Origin of the sequence: Marinoscillum pacificum (assembly GCF_024714495.1) — a bacterium.
GTDB classification, from domain to species: domain Bacteria; phylum Bacteroidota; class Bacteroidia; order Cytophagales; family Cyclobacteriaceae; genus Marinoscillum; species Marinoscillum pacificum.
The window spans coordinates 357,283-378,459 of sequence record NZ_JAMZMJ010000003.1 but is presented as its reverse complement, the minus strand read 5'-3'; the positions used below and the strand labels follow the sequence as shown (position 1 = coordinate 378,459).

Here is a 21,177-nt window from a genome sequence, read left to right as displayed (position 1 = left end):
GCCTCCGCGAAAATTGATCTACCAATAAATAATCTATTCTACAATGAGTGTATAAGATGGTGTAGGGTTCAATGGGCAGAAGTACACGTACTCTCCTTTGGTTAAAGTCACCGTGCCAGACTCTGCCTTTTCTCCATTCTTAATGGTCTTAGAAAGGTAAGATTCAGTCACATGACTATTTTGATCTTGTTCTTTGCCCTTTGGAGTAATTACAAAACCCACTTCATGATCCACTCCATCATTTTTTACTTCAAAAACATATGGTCTCCCAGCAGCTAGCTTTAGTTCTTTAGTTTTGAATTCACCTGGAACTTGTTCTAGCTTAACCACTTTGGTTTTTTGTTTCATTAAATCGCTTGAGATGTGAGTCATCACACCAATGACGATCAGTGCCAAAAACGTTTTCATACTACTTTCTGATTAGTGTTGAGATTCAATAAAATTTAAGCAATTGCTTCAGTCAACTCTGGTGCAGCTGGAAAATCTACAGGGATGTTAGTAGCTCCATAAATCAGGTTACTGATAAATTTATCTCCAATCACCATGATCACATCTACCAAATTGGCATTAGTATAGCCTGCTGCGAAAAAACCATTCAATGATTCTTCCGAGATGCTTGTTCTGTTAACCACTGAATCTTTAGTTAATTTTGCCAAAGCATCCAGTTTCGCATCAAAAGTCACCTCTCCCTTTCTGATTTCAATTAATTGCTCATCAGTAAAGCCATTCATTTTCCCGATTGCCGTGTGAGCAGCCAAACAGTATGCACACTCATTTACTTGCGATACTACCAAATTCACTACTTCACGCTCTTTAGCTTTCAATGTGCTCTTTCTGTTTTGTAGTGCTAAGTAATCTGCAAGAGCTGTCTCATTGTGAGCGAAGCTCGCATATAGATTAGGAACAAAACCCAGCTTACCCTGAAGTTGATCAAAGATTTGTTGGTTAGTTTCAGACACTTGGTCTTTAGTTGGTACTGCTATTCTAGTTTCCATTTTGTATGTGTTTTAATTGATTGTTTTGTTTTACACTTCAATTTTACGCCACATATGGAGGTGGGTAATAGGCAATATTTCCCGAATGAATGGCAGTTTTACACTTTCTCCAACTCAAAGGACTTTTTGAACTCTTGTGGAGTAGCGTTCGTCACTTTTTTGAAGGATCTGTGGAATGTTCCAGCATCAGTAAACCCTAACTCAAGAGCGATTTCCTTAGCTGTTTTATCTGTATACATCAGTAATCGTTTAGCCTCTAACACGATTCTGTTTTGAATGATCTGCAATGGAGAGGGTTGATCATATTTCTTAAACATGTTCGTTAATGTCTTTGGTGACTTGAACAACAAATCCGCATAATCAGCCACCAAATGCTTATCTCTATAATGGGTATCCACCAACACGTTATACTTCCTGATTAAATCCGTTTGATCATCAGGAATGCCTTCTGGCCAAAGCTGCACCTTTGCCAATCGAGTTGCTCGGATAATTAGTCTTTTCAACAGAGTACGTAACATCTCTCCCTGCACTCGATCTCGCGTTTTATATTCCTCCTCAAACATGCCGAATTCCAAATCGAAACGAACCTGCTCTCTTTCATCCAATGAAATTACAGGAGGTGTATTGTTGCCGAAGAATAAGATTCCATTACAAGACACTTCGTGATCATGATCAATAATGCAGTAAAACTCACGATTGAAACTAAAGGTGGTCAGCATAGAACTGTCCGACTCAAACTCCATCCGATTGAGATATGTAGTGGTTGTCATCTGGCCCGGTTTCAACTCCATTAACGCTCCATCCAATCTAAACCAGATGGAATGTACACACCGATTCCAATGAATATTGATCAATCCGGAGTATTGCTTGAAATAAGCTACATCATGAATATAGTCTGAAGTAAGACCGAAAAATGCACCAGAAATGGACTCTTTATAGGTATGAATCATGTCTACAATTAACGTGTATGAGAACTAAGTTGCCATTTCAATTCATCTGTTTGTTATCAAGGCGACATTTAGAGACTTGAAAATAATTTCTTAGCTAACTTGTCGTCAGTTTATGCATGACTACCTGCTATTTTTAGACACTGAGACTTCTGGCATTCCAACTTCTCTGCATGCTCCCATCACCGATTTGGATAATTGGCCATTTGTATTGCAAATAGCCTGGTTGATCTACACACCTGGAGGCAAGCTTGTTAAGAAGGAAAACCTATTCATTTACGAAGAAGATATTTATATCAAGCAATCTTCAGAAAGAATTCACGGTATCACTCGTGAGGAGTTAAAGGCGAAGGGATTAGATCGAAAATCAGTTATGAAGGCCTTTGCCAGTGATTTGAGACAATACAAGCCAATGATCATTGGTCATTTTGTGGAATTTGATAGCAAGATGGTACAAGTGGCTTTTTTCAGATCTGGACTAAAGAATATCATCTCGCCTTTGAAGCATTTCTGCACCATGTTACCTACTAAAGCATATGCACGATTGCCTCACAATACTTATCCTAAATTAGAAGACCTATATTTTGGACTGTTTAAGGAGAAGCTTGAAGACACGCACAACGCATTGAACGATGCAGAAGCAACAGCTAAATGCTTCTTTAGCCTAAAAGACAAAGGAGAGATCAATGAGCAAGTCATTGCATCACAAAGACTATTTATCAATATCAAGGATAAGAAATCATCCAAAGCTGGATGTGGATTACCCATCCTTGTTTTCATTTTAATTGGACTATTATCAATCTGGTTATGAGTGAAAAAATAACATTCTTAAAAACTACAGAACCATTCAATCTACTTCCAGAAGCTGATCTTCAGGCAGTAGCATCAAAAATACAAGAGGTATCATACGACAGACGAGAACTTATCTATCAACAAAATCAAACGAATGTTGAAGGTCTTGACATCATCGTATCTGGTCGCTATGAAGCCTATATTCTGACATCTGAAAATCAGAAAAAATCCAAACAGTATGTAGAACCACATCATACTTACGGTGCATTCTCCACTCTGCTGAATAAAGGAAAATCGATGCTCACGGTAGAGGTCCAAAAGAACACGCTGGCCTATCGTATTCCTCCAGGTTATTTCAAAGAGTTGTGTAAAAATCACAACGAGTTCTATCAGTTCTTTCTCAGCGCCTTTGGCAAAGAAATGCTCAATGAGCAATACATGGGGCTGGTTTCGAATCCTGAAATGAATATCGAAGCATTATCATTTGATCGATACTTTGTTCGAAGGTTAGACACAGTGAGTCCTCGACCACTCATTAGCTGCAATATCAACACACCTTGCCATGATGCTGCCAAAATCATGGAAGAACACAAGTTGAGCTGTCTTTTCGTGGAAGACAATGGAGAGCAATTGGGATACATCACTGACATCATTCTTAGAAATAAGATCATTGGTGGTCAAATGCATTCAGCAACACCTGTAAAAGATATCATGGAAGGCCCAATTTATCGGATTGATAGTCATGCCTATGTTTATGAAGCGGTCCTTTTGATGTTTGATAACATGATCCGATACATCATCGTACAGGAAAATGGTGAAGACATTGGCGTGCTCTCTAGAAATAGATTGTTATCGGATCAGGCACAGTCTCCGTTCGTGTTTATTCAATCAGTGCGTTTGTCTCTGACAGTAGACGAATTGAAAAACAAGTGGGCTCAAGTTCCGGAAGTAGTATACCAACTGTTAACCAGAGGTGTGAAATCCGAGATTGTGAACCAGGTAATTACCAACATCTCCGACACGATCGCTCAAAAGGTGATTGAAGGAGTCATTCATGAAATTGGAGAACCTCCTGCGAAATTTGTGTTCATGTCTCTGGGAAGTGAAGGCCGAAAAGAGCAAACTCTTAAAACAGATCAGGACAATGCGATTATCTACGAAGACAAGGCCAATGAATTCCGTGAAAAGACCAGAAAGTATTTCCTACATTTTGCAGACCTGGTTTCTGAACGTTTAGATCATATTGGATTCTCTTTCTGTACTGGTGGATTGATGGCTAAGAATCCTAAATGGACACATTCACTTTCTCATTGGAAGCGCAACTACAATGAGTGGATTGCCAATCCTGATCATGAAGCGGCTATGAATTTCTCTACTTTCTTTGATTGCCGATATATCTATGGAGAGGAGTCTTTGGTAAAGGAATTGCAAGCTCATATCATGGAGAAAATGGAACAACCAAGTGAGTACTTTTTCTCACTTCTTGCGAACAATGCATTGCAATACGAGCCTCCTCTGACCTTCTTCAAAGGAATTAAAACGATTACTAAAGGAGATCAACAGGTCTTCAACATCAAGCGCGCCATGACTCCAATCGTAGATTTGGTTCGCGTTTATGCACTGAAATACAAGATAGTAGCCACGAACACAGGTGAACGTCTGGAAGCTCTCAGAAGAGAAAAAGTCATCTCAGAAGAAGACTTCCATGAGTTGATGCAGTCTTATTATTACCTAATGGGGATGCGTCTGCGCTATCAATCATTGCAAATCGCACACGATCACGATGAACCTCACAACTATGTCAATCCCAAATCTCTAACAAAGATTGAAGTGGTGACTATTAAGGAAATCTTCAAGGTGATTGAGAAATTCCAACAGCGTATCAAAATTGTATTTACGAGAAATATGTTTGGTTAAACAAACATATCCAATAACAGCACACCAGCAAGTCCGACTACTGAAACAATGGTTTCCATGACAGACCAGGACTTGATGGTGTCTTTGATACTCAAATTGAAATACTCTTTATACATCCAGAAACCAGAGTCGTTCACGTGCGAGAAAAGCAAACTACCTGCACCGACAGCAAGTACCATTAGGTTCGGATTGGCACCTATCTGATCCATCACTGGAGCAATAATACCTGCAGCAGTTAATCCCGCTACGGTTGCGGATCCAATAGCCACCCGGATAATCCCTGCTATCAACCAACCTAACAATAACGGATGAATAGCTGAATCCTGCAAGCCGGCAACTAATTCCGCACTAACACCACTCGCTATAAACACTTGCTTCAATGCACCAGCACCAGCTACAATAAGTAGAATTGGAGAAATGTCCTTGATCGCCTCAGTGTAGAACTCCATAATCTGCTTCATATCATGACCTTGATTCAAACCGATGGACCAGGTTGCAAAGGCAAGCGCAATAATCATCACAACAGATGGATTCCCAATAAACCCAAGCCAATCTCCTACTGCACCTGTTGGTTGCCAAACTAATTGTAGCAATGCTACAGAACCCAACAGAAACACTGGAAGTAGAGCTGACAGAAAGCTATTCACCCCACCAGGCAAATCTTTTTCCTCCTTGGTTTCGGCCACAAACGTTTTTAGTGGCTTTGCATCCATGTTTTTGATCATTTTTGTAAATACGGGACCAGCCAAAATAATCGCCGGAACGGCAATACAAAATCCGTAAATCAAAGTAAGTCCCATATCAGCAGATAGCTGACCAACTAAAGCCGTTGGTGAAGGGTGTGGCGGAAGAAAACCATGGGTTACTGACAAAGCCGCCAACATTGGAATACCAATATATACAGCTTTCATTTTGTACTGATAGGAAACCGCAAAGATCAATGGCACCAATAATACAAAACCAACATTGTAGAAAAGCGGAATACCAACCACGAAACCTGTGGTCATCAGCGCCCATTGCATGTTTCGTTCACCAAAGATCTTCATCAACACATTAGTGATCTTCTGAGCAGCACCAGTTTCAGCAACTAACTTACCTAACATGGCGCCTAGCACAATTACGATAACAAGACCTCCAAGCATTCCTCCTATTCCCTTCTCAATAATATTTGTCACCTCGCTTAAAGGTACACCTAACATTAATCCAGTATAAATGGAGACAATAACAAATGCTAAAAATGGATTTAGCTTAGCTTTTGTTATAAGTAGTACAAGAATGATAATGCACTTTAGTATAATAAAGAATGACATCAGATTAGGGTTATTTCTTGGTAATGATTGCTGACCAACCTCCTCCTGAAGACATTTGGATGGTTAGTTTGGTATCTGAAGATACTGAAATCTGCTCTAATGCATAATCTTCAGCCATTCGAGCAGCATTCACTCCATCTTTGAACACTTCAGCCTTGTAATTACCATCTCCCAGAAAACTCATGTCCAACTCCAGGGATCTCTCTGACCAATCAGTCATTGCACCAATATACCAGATGTCTCCTCTTCTTCTTGCGACAGCAATGTAATCTCCGACTTTACCATCTAGCACGACTGTCTCATCCCATATTGTTGGTATTTGAGCAATGAAATCAACTGTTTCCTGTTCTTCATAATATTTAGATGGTGTTTCACACATCATCTGAAGCGGTGCTTCATATACAGTATACATGGCCACCTGATGTGCTCTGGTTCCCTGACTCATTGGTCGTTCCCATCTGATATTGTAATTGTCTTTGTTCGCATTGTACATGGCACCAGGCGTATAATCCATAGGACCGGCAACCATGCGAATGAATGGCAGCGTCACATTATGATCTGGCGTAATGAGATCTGACCATTTATTGTTCTCACTTCCCTGCACTCCTTCATAATTCACGACATTCGGATATTTTCTTCGTAATCCAGATGGTTTAAATGCACCATGATAATCAACCAACAACTCCAATTCTGCAGCTTTCTTTGCAATCTTTTCATACGATGCAACCATGTATTGATCGTTACGCTGCATGAAGTCCACCTTGATCCCTTTAGCTCCCCAGCTCTTATAAGTTTCTAAAATCTCATCCAGATTATCATCCAAAGGTTTCCATAATACCCAAAGTATGATCCCAACTCCTTTTTCTTTTCCATATCGAATTAATTCAGCTACATCCATATCCGGATTAAAACCTAAAATCTCAGTGGTACTTTTCGTCCAGCCTTCATCAAGAATCACATATTCAATTCCGTTTTTGGAAGCAAAATCAATGTAGTATTTATATGTTGCTGTATTTAAGCCTGACTTAAAGTCAACTCCGTAGATGTTATTCGCATTATACCAATCCCAAGCCACTTTACCCGGTTTGATCCAGTCAGTTGCAATTACTGTATGCTCTGCCAACAGATACGTCAAATTACTTTCTACCAACCCTTTATCTTCTGGAGTAATGACAAATACTCTCCAAGGAAACTCTTTCGCTCTTGAAACCTGAGCGATATAGTCTGCCAGACTAACCAGATCCTGATTCCTATCGGCATTACTCTTGGCTGGAACAGCTTCTAAAACATATTTTGGAAACTGGGTCTTCATAGTAGTACCAGCACTTCCTTTCAAAAACATTCCCGGATAATCGTGAAGAGCAGTTTCCGTAAATAATACATTCACTCCTCCTGTTTGGAATAATACTGGTAAACTACAAAAGTCTGAACCTTGCATATCCGACACATTTTTATCTAAATACTGACGTTCATTGTGTGAATACATGGATTCTTCCTGAGGGAATTTGGACGTAGTATTCGCCGGAAAGGACAAATTCATTACTTCATCTACTACTTGTCTTGACTTCTTATTGGAATCGACAAAGCGATAACCTACTCCATCATTGAACACTCTAAACAACAAACTGTAACCACCTTTAAAACTCAATGTAAGCTGATTGTAATCTTCTTCAATCTTAGAATCCTTATGAGGAACAGCTACTGACACATAGGATTTGGATGACTCTCTGCTTTCACTTTTCACTTTGGCACCAATTCCCAGATTCTTCCCTCCAGAAAGAATCATTGCTACTTTTGTTTCACTGATAACAAGTTGATTATTCAATTTAGCACTCCAGCTTATCGTATCTTCTATATTGATTAAAATTGAGAGCTTATCGTCTGGAGAGTTAATCTCATATTGTTGCGCATGTGCACTGAGGCCAACTAGAGTTAGCAACACAAAAAATATTCTTTTCATCATTTAAGAATTGGGTGTTAATAATGGAGGTTCAATTTAGAAGTTTATTGTGGAGTAACAAACCCTAAAATGGTCATTAAATGAACTTGGATTGGATGGATTATGTCTTATAACTCAATAATAAAACAGTGCTTCTTTGATTATTTCCTCTATCTCCTCTTTATTGATATCAATTTCCGGATCCTGATAATATACTTTGATCTGCTTACGACCCTCTGATTGCAATGCCGGATGTGTTAATCGGTATCCTAGAATAAACCCCAAATATAATTGCCCAGTTGTATTGACAGACAAATAACAAAGATTCTTATTCCCAATACAGAAAAAGGCTGTTCGATACTTCCAGGCCATGTGGATCCGGTTATCAGTATTTAGTATGATATCTCTCAAAGCCATGAGTGTACCTTTTAAAGGTTCTGGCTTTTCATCAAAATAGGCTTGAAGTGGAGACATCTTTTTAGTGGTATCTTAGCACAAATTAGTTGAAAGATTGGTTTATTACATATGGCTGAAACGATATATGTTAAAAACATGGTATGTCCTCGCTGTATTGCAGCTGTCACTGCCACTTTTGAAAAAACAGGTTTACCCCCTGAACAAGTGACTTTAGGAGAAGTAAAAGTTGCTCAATCACCTTCTGATGAACAACTTAAGCAAATTCAGGATGACCTGGCTAATCAAGGATTCGAATTGCTGAATCCCGGGAAATCAGCGATTATTGCCCAAATCAAAGCCGCCATCATTGATCAGATTCATTACCAAAAAGATCATCTAAAGACCAATTTCTCTACATTTCTTTCCGATAAACTTCATCAGGATTACAGTTCAATCAGTCGTCTGTTCTCTTCTGTAGAAGGTGTTACAATAGAGAAATATATCATGTCTCAGAAGATTGAGAAGGTTAAAGAGCTGCTTCGATATGATGAACTCACGCTTTCACAAATTGCTCTTCAACTAGATTACAGTAGCGTAGCTCACCTGTCTACCCAGTTCAAAAAAGAAACAGGCATGACTCCTTCCGTTTTCAAAAAGCAGAAAGAGAATGACCGACGCACCATTGATAAGATTTAAAATTAACCGACCAATTTTCTGCTAGTCAAAAGATTCACTATCTGATCAGTCATTTCGTCTACTGTTATTCTCTCCGTGTTAAAAATAAGATCGAAAACGCCATCCTCAATAGGTCGCTCTACCAGATGTTCAGACCATTTCCTTCGTTGATTATCAATACTTCGAATCATCTCCTCAGCATCTATAGGATTCATGTTCATTTGTTTGGAGATTAATCCAATGCGGTAATCCAAGGACGCATTTAGACGAATATGCAGACTATTTGGAATAGATTTCACTACTCCAATTCCTCCCCGACCGATGATGATTACATTTCCTTTTTTGGCATAAGTGGTAATCATGTCCTTGATGGTGTCAATAATCTCGGTATCTGAATGTTTAGGATGAGTATCAAAATTGGCAAACCAGTCACTCTCAGGCTCATTGTGAATCAATACCCGGTTTTCCAAATCATAAGCTTGCATTTTCAACAGCTTTGCTGACTCCTCTATTATTTCCTGATTAATATATTTCCAAGCATGAGTCTTTAGTCCTGATACTCTTAATTGATTGAGTTGTTTAATCAACGCCCTCACCAGATCATGCTCATCACATCCATAAGCACGGGAAATGGTAATAACTGGACCGGGAATTATCTTTTTTTGATTGGATTTGTCTCGATCAGACAGATAGTTTTTAAGATTGATTTTCATGACATAGGTATTTTGAGATTCAAAACATTTTTGATTCCTTCACCTATTACTTGTAAACATCCCAACTATTCAAAAAGTGCTTTACTTCCCTTATTTAGTCAAGTTCTAAACAATGAGGATGCTTGAACACAAAACTTGTAACACAAATCAACCCATCTTTGCTGTATGAGCATTGCTATCTTATTTGATCAGAAAAACCCTGAGCCCTGGGTTAAACTTTTAGAAGAAAAATTACCGAATACCTCAGTAGAAGTTTATCCATCAATAAAAGAACCTGAGCAAGTCACATTTGCAGTTTGCTGGAAACCCGAAAAAGATGCTCTTTCTCAATTCCCAAACCTTAAAGTGGTTCAATCCATAGGTGCGGGAGTAGATCACATTTTCAAAAGTCAGCAACTTTCGGATTCAGTACAGGTTTGTAGAATTATCGATTCACAACTAACACAAGACCTTTACGAATATGTGTTGACTGGTTTGATGAGCTATCTTCGGGATTTTTCCAAATACTTCAACGATCAACTGACCAGAACCTGGAAACCAAAACGTTACCAAACTATTGGTCAAACGACGGTTACAGTGCTTGGGCTTGGATCCATAGGAGCATTCATCGCCAAGGAATTAGCGGAAATTGGATTTAATGTCCGTGGATGGTCAAAAAACCCAAAAAAGATTGCTGGTGTACAAACTTACAAGCAAGATCAATTGACCGTGGCACTTCAACAATCGGATGTACTGGTAAATGTCCTGCCATTAACGCCGGATACAGAGGATATTCTCAATAGTCAAACCATGTCTCTTCTAAATCCTGGAGGATATATGATTAATGTTGGTAGAGGGGCACACCTTGTGGAGAATGATCTCATGGAACTGATAGAATCAGGTCAACTATCCGGTGCTCTTTTGGATGTTTTTAGAACTGAACCTTTACCTGGTCAACACCCATTTTGGAATCACCCAAAAATCACCATTACCCCCCACGTAGCATCCATTACTACACTTACTAATGCTGTCGATATAGTTGTAGAAAACTGGAATCGCCACCTTCATAGTAAAAAATTACTGCATGAAGTGTCGGTAATTCAAGGTTACTAATGATATGCACCGCTTAAGAGCAAGTCATATTTTTAAACACCAATTTTAGATATTAACAATAATCCACACATAGACTATTCGTATTTTATCATTTAATCAATCAATGGGCTATAATTTTCATTATTCGTAAGATTAGTATCCATCCCTCTTATTTCTCAAGAGTAGGTTTGAAGAAAATCGGGGCCTAACCCGAGTGTAACACCAAAACCTTTCTATGATGAAAACAAAGATGATGATTAGCAACACCTATAAAATGCTGTTGCTCACACTATTCTGCTTACTAATGCTTCCTACAGCTCATGGCCAATTTGCCAAAGGAGCTGATATAAGCTGGCTAAGTGAAATGGAAGCCTCCGGCTACCAATGGTACAATGACAATGGGAATCAACAAGATTTATTTCAGATTTTGAAAGATCATGGAATGAATTCTATACGATTGAGAACGTGGCTAAACCCTTCTAGTGGATGGTCCAACAAAAATGACATGTTAGCGCTTGCCAATAGAGCCAACAATGCCGGAATGGATATCATGCTAACCATTCATTACAGCGATTCCTGGGCGGATCCCGGACAGCAGAACAAGCCTTCTGCCTGGTCTGGATACAGCACGCAAGGGTTGTATGATGCGGTTTACTCATACACTCATGATCTAATCTCCTCTATGGTCAATAATGGTTCTGCTCCTAAATGGGTGCAAATAGGCAATGAAACAAACAATGGCATGCTCTGGGAGAATGGAAAAGCGTCTACCAGCATGCAGACTTATGCCTGGCTGATCAACTCAGGACACAATGCGGTAAAGGATGTGAATAGCAATATCCAAACCATTGTTCATCTGGCCAACGGAAATGACAATGCGCTGTATCAATGGAACATCGGAGGCATCATCTCCAATGGGGCTAATTTTGATATCATAGGTATGTCCCTCTATCCAGAACCTTCCAACTGGCAATCTCTGGCCAACGATTGCTATAACAACATGGTAGACATGCGTTCCAGATATGGCAAAGAAGTGATGATTTGCGAAATAGGCATGAGACAAGATGAACCCCAAGCCACTAAAGATTTCATCGCAGATATGCTTAACAAAACACGAAACGCCAATGGTCTAGGTGTCTTCTACTGGGAACCTCAAGTTTACAATGGGTGGAAAAGCTACGGTAAAGGTGCCTGGTCTGAAAACGGTAGACCATCGATCGCCATGGATGCTTTTCTTGAAGGATCAGGAGGAGGATCACCTGGATCATCATTTGTTCAATTCCAAAATAGAGGAACAGGTCTTTTTTTAGATGGGATGGGAAGAACCACTAATGGGGAAACTGTAGGGCAATGGCCAAACACAACACATGTAAACTCTCAATGGGAGCTTGTAGATGTGGGCAATGGATATTATCAACTCAAAAACCGGGGAACTGGATTTTTCATTGACGGGATGGGAAATACCACCAATGGTGCTGACATAGGGCAATGGAGCAACACCAGTCACTACAACTCCCATTGGCAATTGATTCAACACAGTGGCAATTATTATCAACTTCGAAATCGTACTACCGGTTTGTACCTAGATGGAATGGGAAGAACTAGCAATGGAGCCAATTGTGGTCAGTGGGGCAACACTACTCATGTAAATTCTCAATGGCTTCTTTCTACTATATCGGGCAGTAGACTAAGTGCTGAAACCAAAGATTTAGAGAACAATACGCTATTCAGCGTTTACCCAAATCCATCGGAAGATTATCTTCATCTTCAAATTCCAACTGATGAGTCAGAAGTATCGATTCAGATATACAATTCTGCAGGTCAAACCATTCAAACTATTGATAAACAGCCAGCAAACGCCTCATTACCTATCTATAATTTATATAACGGAATTTATTTCTTAAAAGTGGAAACTCAAAAGAGCATTTATACAACCAGGTTCATAAAAAAATAGATTTATAATAAAATTCCTCACTCAGGCTTTTATGCTCATTGAGTGAGGAATTTACATTTAGAATGCGGGGCCATAAACCGCATCCCTAAACTTCTTGTGAACCTCTCCTTGAAATGGAAAAACCTGTACAAAAAGAACAGCAGTCAATTCGTTCTTAGGGTCTATCCAAAACAAAGTAGATGCTGCTCCATCCCAGTAAAACTCACCAACAGCACCATTATTCTCTTCTGCCGATTTGGGTTCTGCTACTCTAACTGCGAAATCTATTCCGAATCCGACCTGACCTTTGCTAGGTAACCACAAACTATCCTCAACAGCTGGCAAATGATTGGTAGCCATCAACTCAACTGTTTCTGGTTGCAAAATTGTCACTCCATTCAATGAGCCTTTGTTCAACATCATCTGAGCAAATGTCATGTAATCATCGATGGTTGATTTCAGTCCCCAACCTCCTGGCGTCATTGGCCAATGCTGGTAATTGATGGTATGAACTTGTTCGTCTGGCACACGCGTCAAACTAGAATCTGTCTTATAGTAAATGGCTGCTACTCGATCACGTTTATCTTCAGGAACATAATATCCGGTTTCGGTCATTTTAAGTGGACTTAAAACCGCTTCCTGCATGTATTCTGCAAACGGTTTACCTACTAACGTCTCTGCCAAATACGCCTGAACATCCACTGAAATCCCATATTCCCAGCGAGTACCTGGATGGTAGCCTAATGGCAACTCTGATAGTTTGGTGGACATTTCTGCTAAGGTATTCTCTACATTGAGTAAATCAGCCTGTGCATTCAATGAATCCAAACCTAGATCTGATCTTCTGGAGAAACCAGCCGTATGGCGAGTAATATCAGCTATGGTAATGGGGCGATTAGAAGGCACAAGCGTAACTTCTTGATCATCATACAAGGTAGCCACCTTCATGTTGGCGTATTCTGGAAGATACAAGGATAAAGAGTCCTCCAAGTCAAACATGCCTTCTTCATACAAACTCATCAATGTGGTACCTGTTATAGGCTTGGTCATTGAGTAGATCGTCGCTATGGTATTTCTTGCCATAGGAACTCCAGCTTCGCGATCTGCAAATCCAAATGCATTGAAATAGGCCTCCTCTCCTTTCTCGATGATTAAAGCAGAAACTCCTGCCACAATACTATCAGAAACAAATGATTGTAGAACCGAATCCAACCTCGCTTTGGCCAAGTCATTGACAACAGTAGATACTTCTTCTGTAGATTCTTGTCTGGATGGCTGACATGACAGGATCAGACTGATCACGGCCATAAAACAAATGAGCTTTTTCATAAAATCAGGTTTGGGCAAGTACAGTTACAAGCTACTTAACAAAACACACTTACCCAAAAACTGCTACTGAGTCACCTTTACAGGAATTGGCTGCCCTTCCTGATAGATCTTCAATTCTATGATGTCTGCAGGCATAGTGTACCCCGCATTCATCAATCCATTCAACACATTGCGCATTACTTCAGTTTTCAGCAGTGCCAATGAGTCAGTATAGTTGAAGGAATTGATCCAATAATAGACCCTTAGATTGATGGTACTGGTTCCAAACTCTTCTAGCTCAATAAAAGGTTCCAATTCCCCTTCCTGAGGAATTCGAGTCTCTTGACTCAGAATACCTTTTATGGTACCAATTGCTTCAGCTACATTATCACCATAATCCAGTCCTACGACAAAAGCATGTCGCTGCAACCCGTCTCTAGTGAAATTGGTCAGTGGATTTTTGATCAACATGGCATTGGGAATAAAAATATCTCGTCCATCAAAGGAGCGAATCTGGGTATTTCTAAAGCTCATGGAAGAAACGATTCCTTTGATCCCTTCCACTTCAATCACATCTCCAATACTAAAAGGTCTTCCAAAAGCAAGGAAAAATCCTGCAAGGAAATTCTCTCCAATGTCTTTAAATGCAAAACCTATGATAATTGCCGACACTCCTGCTCCTGCCAACAGGCTACTTGCTGCTTTACCAAGACCCAGTTGGTTAAGAAAAATGACCGTCCCTATGATCACAAAAATGATCATGATCGTTCGAGAGATAAAGTTCTTCAGCAGAACATCATGAATATTGACTCGCTTGCGAACAATACTTCTTATCAACATTCCTATCAATACAAACAGCACTAACCCGATGAGTCCCAAAATGATACTTGGCGATCGATCCAATATCGACTCATAAAACTGCTGGAAGGATTCGATGATGCGTTCTTTCATGTCTTAGGTTTAGCTATTAACTGCGAGTTATAAAATTTGTTGGATCCTATGAGGTCGATTGAAACTAAATTAAAGGATCAGTCGTTAAATCGAACAGAAACCACTGACACCCGTCGGTGCCAAGTGTATGCGGTAATCACCAACCCAAAAAGTGAAAGTCGCGTTGCAAGCGGTCTAACCTCAGGTTAGACTTTTTTTTTGTATCTTCATATGAAACAAAAAAGAATACAAGATATGCTATTCGTTGTACCTTTCGTTTTTCTTTTATTTGTTATGGCCATTCCAATGTATTGGAAGCATGGCTCGTTAAGAAATAGACATTAGGATTCATCGAGGATTGAATGGAAAGGCATAATTATCGATTTCCACTCGAAAGCTTCTTTCATCATTTGGTGTAACACTCGAATTGACTAATGTGTATTCAGCTACCAATGAGATCTTACCCTCTGCTTCATTTGCATCAAGAATTGTTACTGTCCCTTCCTTTGGGGACCAATAATAAATAGCACCAATAACATGCTGATCATCGGTATTGATCCAAAATGAATTTGCAGTATAGAATTGAGAAGCTTGAATCCCAAACAAATCGTATTCATCTCCCTTCTGAAAGTACCCTTCTTCACTACTATTAATAAATAAATGATGGAATCCTTGTTGCACCGTAATTTCTAATGTGTAAGCAGCAGCGTTGGTTCCTGAAGGTCTCCATCCTATGAGCAATGGTGATGTGCAAAAAGCTTCATTACCGCCATCACTGGTTTCATAACTCTCAAAGCCTGCTGGCCAGTCCTGGCATTCAGACTCCTCCTTACAGGACAGAAAAAGTGAAGATATTAATAATACAACCAGTAGCTTCTTCATGACAGTATTCGTTTGATTATTTCAAATGTCTTCGCTTTCACTTATTATCTCAATACCATGAGGAGGGTATATTCAATAAAAACTTCTTTATCTGAAACATTTTTCTCCTTAGCTTTGTATTTATATCGTACACGATTTAATCGTTTAAATATGAAAACATTTATTGAAACAAACACTTTACAAAAAGTATTTAGAATCATACTGGGAGCCTTTATGGTTTTGGCCGCAGTTGGACATATGACTTTTCAACGAGCTGAATTTCAGGCCCAGGTTCCGAATTGGTTACCACTGAGCAAAGATTTGGTAGTAATTCTTTCTGGAGTTGCCGAAGCAGCCCTTGGTCTAACCATGCTGTTCTGGAAAAGCAAACGAGTTTACGTGGGGATAGCATTAGCCATTTTCTATGTACTCATCTTTCCTGGAAACATCGCACAATACCTCAATGGAATTGATGCTTTTGGGTTAGATACAGACAGAGCAAGATTGATACGACTGTTCTTTCAGCCAGTATTAATCCTGTGGGCACTATGGTCCACTGGGGCTATCAAAGCATGGAAACAACGAAACGATTAATATAAATAGAGAGATGAAAACGTCCTTTTACGAATTAGAAGCTGAGACCCTACAAGGCAATAAGGTAAAAATGAGTGACTATGAAGGTAAAGCCATTCTGGTCGTGAACACAGCAACCAAATGTGGTTTAGCACCACAATTCGATGGTCTGGAAACACTTTATCAAACCTACAAAGACAAAGACTTTGTAGTACTTGGATTTCCTAGCAACCAATTTGCCAATCAGGAACCCGGCAATGCTAAGAACATTGAAGAAACCTGTCGAATCAATTTCGGAGTAACCTTCCCAATGTTCGCCAAGATAGATGTGAATGGTAGTAACACGCACCCTATTTTCAAATACCTAAAAAGTCAACTTGGAGGTATCTTTGGCAGCAGAATTAAGTGGAACTTCACTAAATTCTTCATTGACAAAAACGGTAAACCAGTAAAGCGATTTGCCCCAACGACCAAGCCGGAGAAAATAGAATCATTCTTGAAAAATCAACTTTAAACTTTATGAGCAGTAGTCCCAAAGAATTGTGGTTAGAGAATCAGCTTTGCTTTCCGTTGTACGCTGTTTCACGGCTTATGACCAAGCAGTACACTCCTCTCCTGGAAGAATTGGACATTACTTACCCGCAATATTTGGTACTACTTGTACTTTGGCAAAAGGATGACCAATTGGTTTCTGATATTAGTAAGCGCTTACTATTAGAGTCCAATACGCTTACTCCTCTGCTGAAACGTTTGGAACAAAAACAACTAGTTAAACGAGTTCGTCAAGAATCTGACGAGCGCAAAGTACTCATTTCTCTCACGAATGCAGGGAAAGAGCTTCAGAATAAAGCTGTTTGTATCCCTGAGAGACTAGTAGAAAATATCAAGAGTGAAGATATAAGCGCTCAGGAAGTCGAGCAAATGATGACGACTATTCACAAACTAATTAGCACACTAGCAACTACTTCCGAGCGCTTATCTTGATTTTAGAAAAAAAAGCCCACGTCTCCAGAAATGCAATGCTCTACTTGTCGATGTTCGAGAGCTTGCACTTCACGATTATTAATTCCCTCAAGATCTCTTAGTTGATTGATCTGCTCAGCGGAGGCCTGGTGTGTATTTGCAATTACAATCCAGGTTACTGTTTCACTATAGGGAGGTGTTGTCAAGGAGCCTTTGTAATGATAGTAATTACTAAAATCGACAGGAAGTAGCTCTTCGGTGATATCTACCTGATGAGTTGGATAATCTTTCTCGCTAACTTCTAAAGGCACATCTTGCATAAAGTGACTAATAAAAGGATCCGTATCACCTTCTTTAAACAACACTGCGACTACCACATATTTAGTAGTTGAATCATTTGTCACATGGACCATGTGCATTTCTAGAGGATATTCTTCTTTGTCAATATGATGCTCAGAAGGTGTATGAAAATGAAACTGTGCGAAGGCATATGTTTCTCCATCAAACATGATAAAACTTCCAGGATCATAGTCCAATCTGACTGTATGTGCACCGTGGCTTACATGCTCATGAGAAACATCATAATGGGCATTCACTAGATGTTGTCCGGTAGTACATACATCCGTTTGAATGTTAATAGGTGATTGGCGGTTTCCGCCTTCTATTTGAGAGGTGTGAGTTTCGGGTTGATGCTGTGCGAACAATGTCCATCCGCACATCATAAAGATGAGGTAGGTAGTTGATTTCACAAGCTCATTAGGTTTAGTTCAGAGCAAATGTAGGCTTCCCTGGTCTCCCTCCGAACCCAATTTAACTGACTTTATTTTTGACGCTATGTGATATATGTTATTCCTGGTTACAACACTTTTTACAAGTTAAAGTAAAAGCACTGCAACTGCTCTTAGTAATTATCCAGTTCTCTTTGCAATGCTTCAGAAGCAGCAGAAACTTCCTCTGCTCCAGCAGCAGTCTGCTCGGATATTACGACAATACTCTCTACACTTTTCACTAAAGCTCCCATCCCAGTGGTTTGTAATCGAGTAGCATCTAAAATACTACCAGAAACAGACGAGGTTTCATTGGTAGAATCTGCCATTTGCTTAAATATTTCAGAAACGTTCGTTGTTGCTAAAAGTCCACCAGAAACTTCATCTACTACCTCTTGCATAGACATAGCCACCTCTTTAGAGCCTTCTCGAATAGCTGTAATCAATTCTTCTATTTGATTGGCAGAAGCTCGTGAATTTTCAGACAACACTCTTACTTCTTTGGCTATTACTGCAAACCCTCGACCGTATTCTCCGGCCTGAGCTGCTTCAATAGAAGCATTCAATGCGAGCAAATTCGTTTGTGCAGAGATGTCCTGTATCACCTGAAGTACATGGTTGACCTGATCCATTCTGTCGTTGAACTTATTCAAATCCCTTTGGGATCGCGTAGCCACTTCATTTAGCCTATTCATAGTCGACTGTAAATCCGAAACAGTAGCTTCTCCAAGCTCACTATCCTTTACCGCTTTGCTAGCCAAATTGGTAATAGATTCCGCTCGTAAAGCAACATCCGCTGCCGAATTCATAGCCCTTTCTATCTCAGCAGATGCATAGTCCGTCTTGTTTGCCTGTTCTCTTGATCCAGAGGCTATTTGACTGATGGAACTGGATATTTCTCTAAGATTGTAAAGAACCTCTTGTTTCAAGTCTCTTTTCGCCTGAAGAGCAGCATTTTTCGAACTCGTGATGTCCGCAGCAATTTTAATGATACTGGTAACTTTTCCTTCAGCATTCTTCAATGGCGTGTAAGCGGCATTGATCCAAATATCGTGTCCGGTTTTTGACAACCTCTGAAACTCCCCTTGTATCGTTTCTCCCGCATTCAAAGACCTCCAAAAATTCAGATATTCTTCAGATCGTGCATAATCTTTTGATACAAAAATAGAATGGTGTTTCCCGATCACAGTCGACTTATCTTCATAACCAAGTAGGCTCTGAAAATTCTCATTAACGTCTATAATATATCCCTGAGGGTCGAATTGAATATAGCCAAATGATAAGTCAATGGTATTTTTTAAATCGGCCAGTCCATCGGTTGACTTCTTTTCATTGGTGGTGTCAATGGCTATTTTAACAATTGATTGCACTTCTCCTTTTCTGTTTTTGATTGGGGAATACGCCGCCATCAACCAGACAAGATCTCCCGACTTGGTCACTCTCTGAAAAGTCCCTTGCTCTATTTCTCCTAACTTAAGCCTTTTCCAGAAATCCTGATACTCTGCGGACTTTTTGTAAGCTTCAGTTACAAAAATGGAATGATGTTTTCCTTGAATTTCATTGAGGTTATTGTAACCCATTTTCCGCAGAAAAATCGGATTGGCATCCTGAATATATCCATTAACATCAAACTCAATAGTGGGAAAACTGATATTCAATGCATGATTAATGGCTTCTGCCTTCAGAAGAGCTCTCTTTTGAATTGATACATCACAGGCAAGAAGCATGACTTTTTTAACATGCCCTTTTGAAAGAACTGGACTAAATGAAGCTTTAATATATCTTCTATCTGCTGAAGTGCACTCCAGCTCTTCTGACACATGTTTACCCGAAGTTATTTGTTGCCAATACTCTTTTTTAAAAGTCTCTCCGGATTTAAGATGAGTAAAAATCAAGTGACCAGAATCTCCTATTAATTGAGCAAAGTTTGAATTACAATAAGTAATCATTCCATCCAGATCAAGCGTAGCAATACAGTCTTGCTGATCAAGAGCACGCACTACTTCATCATGATATCTTCGGGTTTTAAACTTCTGGTTAAGTGTTGTTAGCATATTCGGTCAAGATGATTAGTACAAACTATTACTTGATTTATACGAACAAAGGTTATAGAATAGACTTGTACAAAGAGTCTACATTCGATGAACGAGATTTAATTCTAGTTAACTTGTAGTTAAACCCATTCCAACGTAGGTAAATCACTTACTTTAAAATCAAAACCATATAACATTCATGCAAAATCCTATAAAACCAGATTGACTGGCAATCGTGATATTTGTATATGGAAACTAAAGAACTAATTAAGCGAGAATATAACGTTTCAGGAATGACCTGTGGTGGCTGTGTAGCCACTGTAACTGAAACGCTAGAGAAGCAGGGCAATATCTCCAATGTCAAGGTACAACTGGAATATCCTCAAGCCACTATCGAATCTCAAGGTGAACTAGATCTTGATACAATCAATAAAGAGCTGGATAAATACACCATCAGTACAGAAAAGCAAGAAATGGAACTGGCTCCCATGCCAAAGATTGTAAAACCAGCTATATCTAAAGCTGAATCACCATCTTCCTCACTTCCTCCCATCAAACTGAGCACCTACAAACCATTATTAATCATAGTAGGGTTCATCGCTGGTGTGAGTTTATTGGTACAGTATCCGTTTGATAATTTTTCTGGAATGCTTTGGATGCGCCATTTTATGGCCGGATTCTTCCTGGTGTTTTCTTTCTTCAAACTCCTGAACTTATCAGGATTTGCGAGCTCCTACCGAATGTACGATATAGTTGCGGCTAAATGGAACGGATGGGGTAAAATCTATCCTTTTGTGGAGTTGGCACTTGGTATTGCTTACCTGATCAATTTTGCTCCCTTTTACACCAACATTGTTACCGTTGTAGTCCTTGGAGTTAGTAGTATTGGAGTCATCCAAAGCAACCTGAACAAGAAAAAGATCAAATGTGCGTGCCTAGGTGATGTCTTCAACTTACCGATGAGTACGGTAACCATCATTGAAGACCTGGCCATGGTTGGAATGGGTGTCTGGATGTTGTTGGTGTTGTGATTCTAGGAAGAATGGAATGCTTC

21 protein-coding genes are annotated in these 21,177 nt (G+C 39.6%); 9 read left to right on the top strand and 12 right to left on the bottom strand.

The features are described from left to right. Window positions 1-33: 33 nt before the first annotated feature. From NXS00_RS10965 to NXS00_RS10955, 3 genes are all read right to left on the bottom strand, one after another. Window positions 34-408, bottom strand: a complete 375-nt coding sequence (locus NXS00_RS10965; protein ID WP_258099238.1) for a cupredoxin domain-containing protein — start codon at window positions 406-408, stop codon at window positions 34-36. Between the two features lie 35 nt (window positions 409-443). After that, on the bottom strand, window positions 444-995 hold the full coding sequence (locus tag NXS00_RS10960) for a carboxymuconolactone decarboxylase family protein (RefSeq protein ID WP_258099237.1): 552 nt from the start codon (window positions 993-995) through the stop codon (window positions 444-446). Window positions 996-1,093: 98 nt separating this feature from the next. Then, window positions 1,094-1,945 (bottom strand): helix-turn-helix domain-containing protein, encoded by an 852-nt coding sequence (locus tag NXS00_RS10955; RefSeq protein WP_258099236.1) that lies wholly within the window; start codon window positions 1,943-1,945, stop codon window positions 1,094-1,096. A 112-nt stretch (window positions 1,946-2,057) separates the two neighbouring features. On the opposite strand from NXS00_RS10955, the gene NXS00_RS10950 reads away from it, so the two are divergent. Both NXS00_RS10950 and NXS00_RS10945 read left to right on the top strand, forming a co-directional pair. Continuing rightward, complete coding sequence (locus NXS00_RS10950) at window positions 2,058-2,753, top strand: 3'-5' exonuclease (protein ID WP_258099235.1); 696 nt, start codon at window positions 2,058-2,060, stop codon at window positions 2,751-2,753. Beyond that, the gene (locus NXS00_RS10945) at window positions 2,750-4,651 is read left to right on the top strand and encodes a DUF294 nucleotidyltransferase-like domain-containing protein (protein WP_258099234.1); all 1,902 of its coding nucleotides are present in this window, start codon (window positions 2,750-2,752) and stop codon (window positions 4,649-4,651) included. Before NXS00_RS10950 ends, NXS00_RS10945 begins: the two co-directional genes overlap by 4 nt. On the opposite strand, the gene NXS00_RS10940 is transcribed toward NXS00_RS10945, so the two are convergent. From NXS00_RS10940 to NXS00_RS10930, 3 genes are all read right to left on the bottom strand, one after another. Then, entirely contained in the window at window positions 4,648-5,961 is a 1,314-nt protein-coding gene (locus NXS00_RS10940) for a gluconate:H+ symporter (protein WP_258099233.1), read from the bottom strand. The two genes, NXS00_RS10945 and NXS00_RS10940, sit on opposite strands and share 4 nt — an antisense overlap. A 10-nt stretch (window positions 5,962-5,971) precedes the next feature. Then, the gene (locus NXS00_RS10935) at window positions 5,972-7,924 is read right to left on the bottom strand and encodes a glycoside hydrolase family 97 protein (RefSeq protein ID WP_258099232.1); all 1,953 of its coding nucleotides are present in this window, start codon (window positions 7,922-7,924) and stop codon (window positions 5,972-5,974) included. 111 nt (window positions 7,925-8,035) lie between these two features. Continuing rightward, complete coding sequence (locus NXS00_RS10930; RefSeq protein WP_258099231.1) at window positions 8,036-8,374, bottom strand: DUF1801 domain-containing protein; 339 nt, start codon at window positions 8,372-8,374, stop codon at window positions 8,036-8,038. 51 nt (window positions 8,375-8,425) lie between these two features. On the opposite strand from NXS00_RS10930, the gene NXS00_RS10925 reads away from it, so the two are divergent. Next, entirely contained in the window at window positions 8,426-8,992 is a 567-nt protein-coding gene (locus tag NXS00_RS10925) for a helix-turn-helix domain-containing protein (protein WP_258099230.1), read from the top strand. A 2-nt stretch (window positions 8,993-8,994) separates the two neighbouring features. Here the strand turns inward: NXS00_RS10925 and NXS00_RS10920 are convergent, their stop codons facing one another. Next, a complete protein-coding gene (locus NXS00_RS10920) occupies window positions 8,995-9,684 on the bottom strand; it encodes a cytidylate kinase-like family protein (protein WP_258099229.1) in 690 nt (229 codons plus the stop codon). A 165-nt stretch (window positions 9,685-9,849) separates the two neighbouring features. Here NXS00_RS10920 and NXS00_RS10915 point away from each other — a divergent pair, with 165 nt between their 5' ends. Both NXS00_RS10915 and NXS00_RS10910 read left to right on the top strand, forming a co-directional pair. Beyond that, complete coding sequence (locus NXS00_RS10915) at window positions 9,850-10,776, top strand: 2-hydroxyacid dehydrogenase (protein WP_258099228.1); 927 nt, start codon at window positions 9,850-9,852, stop codon at window positions 10,774-10,776. A gap of 214 nt (window positions 10,777-10,990) precedes the next feature. Beyond that, window positions 10,991-12,709 (top strand): glycosyl hydrolase 53 family protein, encoded by a 1,719-nt coding sequence (locus NXS00_RS10910; protein WP_258099227.1) that lies wholly within the window; start codon window positions 10,991-10,993, stop codon window positions 12,707-12,709. A 57-nt stretch (window positions 12,710-12,766) separates the two neighbouring features. On the opposite strand, the gene NXS00_RS10905 is transcribed toward NXS00_RS10910, so the two are convergent. From NXS00_RS10905 to NXS00_RS10895, 3 genes are all read right to left on the bottom strand, one after another. Continuing rightward, on the bottom strand, window positions 12,767-14,017 hold the full coding sequence (locus NXS00_RS10905) for a serine hydrolase domain-containing protein (RefSeq protein WP_258099226.1): 1,251 nt from the start codon (window positions 14,015-14,017) through the stop codon (window positions 12,767-12,769). A gap of 63 nt (window positions 14,018-14,080) precedes the next feature. Continuing rightward, window positions 14,081-14,947: a mechanosensitive ion channel family protein gene (locus NXS00_RS10900; protein ID WP_258099225.1), complete on the bottom strand. Its 867-nt coding sequence runs from the start codon at window positions 14,945-14,947 to the stop codon at window positions 14,081-14,083. A gap of 327 nt (window positions 14,948-15,274) precedes the next feature. Next, a complete protein-coding gene (locus NXS00_RS10895; RefSeq protein ID WP_258099224.1) occupies window positions 15,275-15,808 on the bottom strand; it encodes a hypothetical protein in 534 nt (177 codons plus the stop codon). A gap of 150 nt (window positions 15,809-15,958) precedes the next feature. Between NXS00_RS10895 and NXS00_RS10890 the strand changes: the two genes are divergently transcribed. Genes NXS00_RS10890 through NXS00_RS10880 form a run of 3 tightly spaced genes read left to right on the top strand, consistent with a single transcriptional unit; the run spans window position 15,959 to window position 17,344 of the window. After that, complete coding sequence (locus tag NXS00_RS10890) at window positions 15,959-16,381, top strand: DoxX family protein (RefSeq protein WP_258099223.1); 423 nt, start codon at window positions 15,959-15,961, stop codon at window positions 16,379-16,381. Between the two features lie 13 nt (window positions 16,382-16,394). Next, on the top strand, window positions 16,395-16,874 hold the full coding sequence (locus NXS00_RS10885) for a glutathione peroxidase (RefSeq protein WP_258099222.1): 480 nt from the start codon (window positions 16,395-16,397) through the stop codon (window positions 16,872-16,874). Window positions 16,875-16,879: 5 nt separating this feature from the next. Further along, on the top strand, window positions 16,880-17,344 hold the full coding sequence (locus tag NXS00_RS10880; protein WP_258099221.1) for a MarR family winged helix-turn-helix transcriptional regulator: 465 nt from the start codon (window positions 16,880-16,882) through the stop codon (window positions 17,342-17,344). Window positions 17,345-17,346: 2 nt separating this feature from the next. Here NXS00_RS10880 and NXS00_RS10875 read toward each other — a convergent pair whose 3' ends face one another. Then, entirely contained in the window at window positions 17,347-18,072 is a 726-nt protein-coding gene (locus tag NXS00_RS10875) for a carbonic anhydrase family protein (RefSeq protein ID WP_258099220.1), read from the bottom strand. Window positions 18,073-18,224: 152 nt separating this feature from the next. Beyond that, on the bottom strand, window positions 18,225-20,144 hold the full coding sequence (locus tag NXS00_RS10870) for a methyl-accepting chemotaxis protein (RefSeq protein WP_258099219.1): 1,920 nt from the start codon (window positions 20,142-20,144) through the stop codon (window positions 18,225-18,227). A gap of 227 nt (window positions 20,145-20,371) precedes the next feature. Here NXS00_RS10870 and NXS00_RS10865 point away from each other — a divergent pair, with 227 nt between their 5' ends. Then, window positions 20,372-21,154 (top strand): heavy-metal-associated domain-containing protein, encoded by a 783-nt coding sequence (locus NXS00_RS10865; RefSeq protein WP_258099218.1) that lies wholly within the window; start codon window positions 20,372-20,374, stop codon window positions 21,152-21,154. Window positions 21,155-21,177 lie beyond the last annotated feature (23 nt).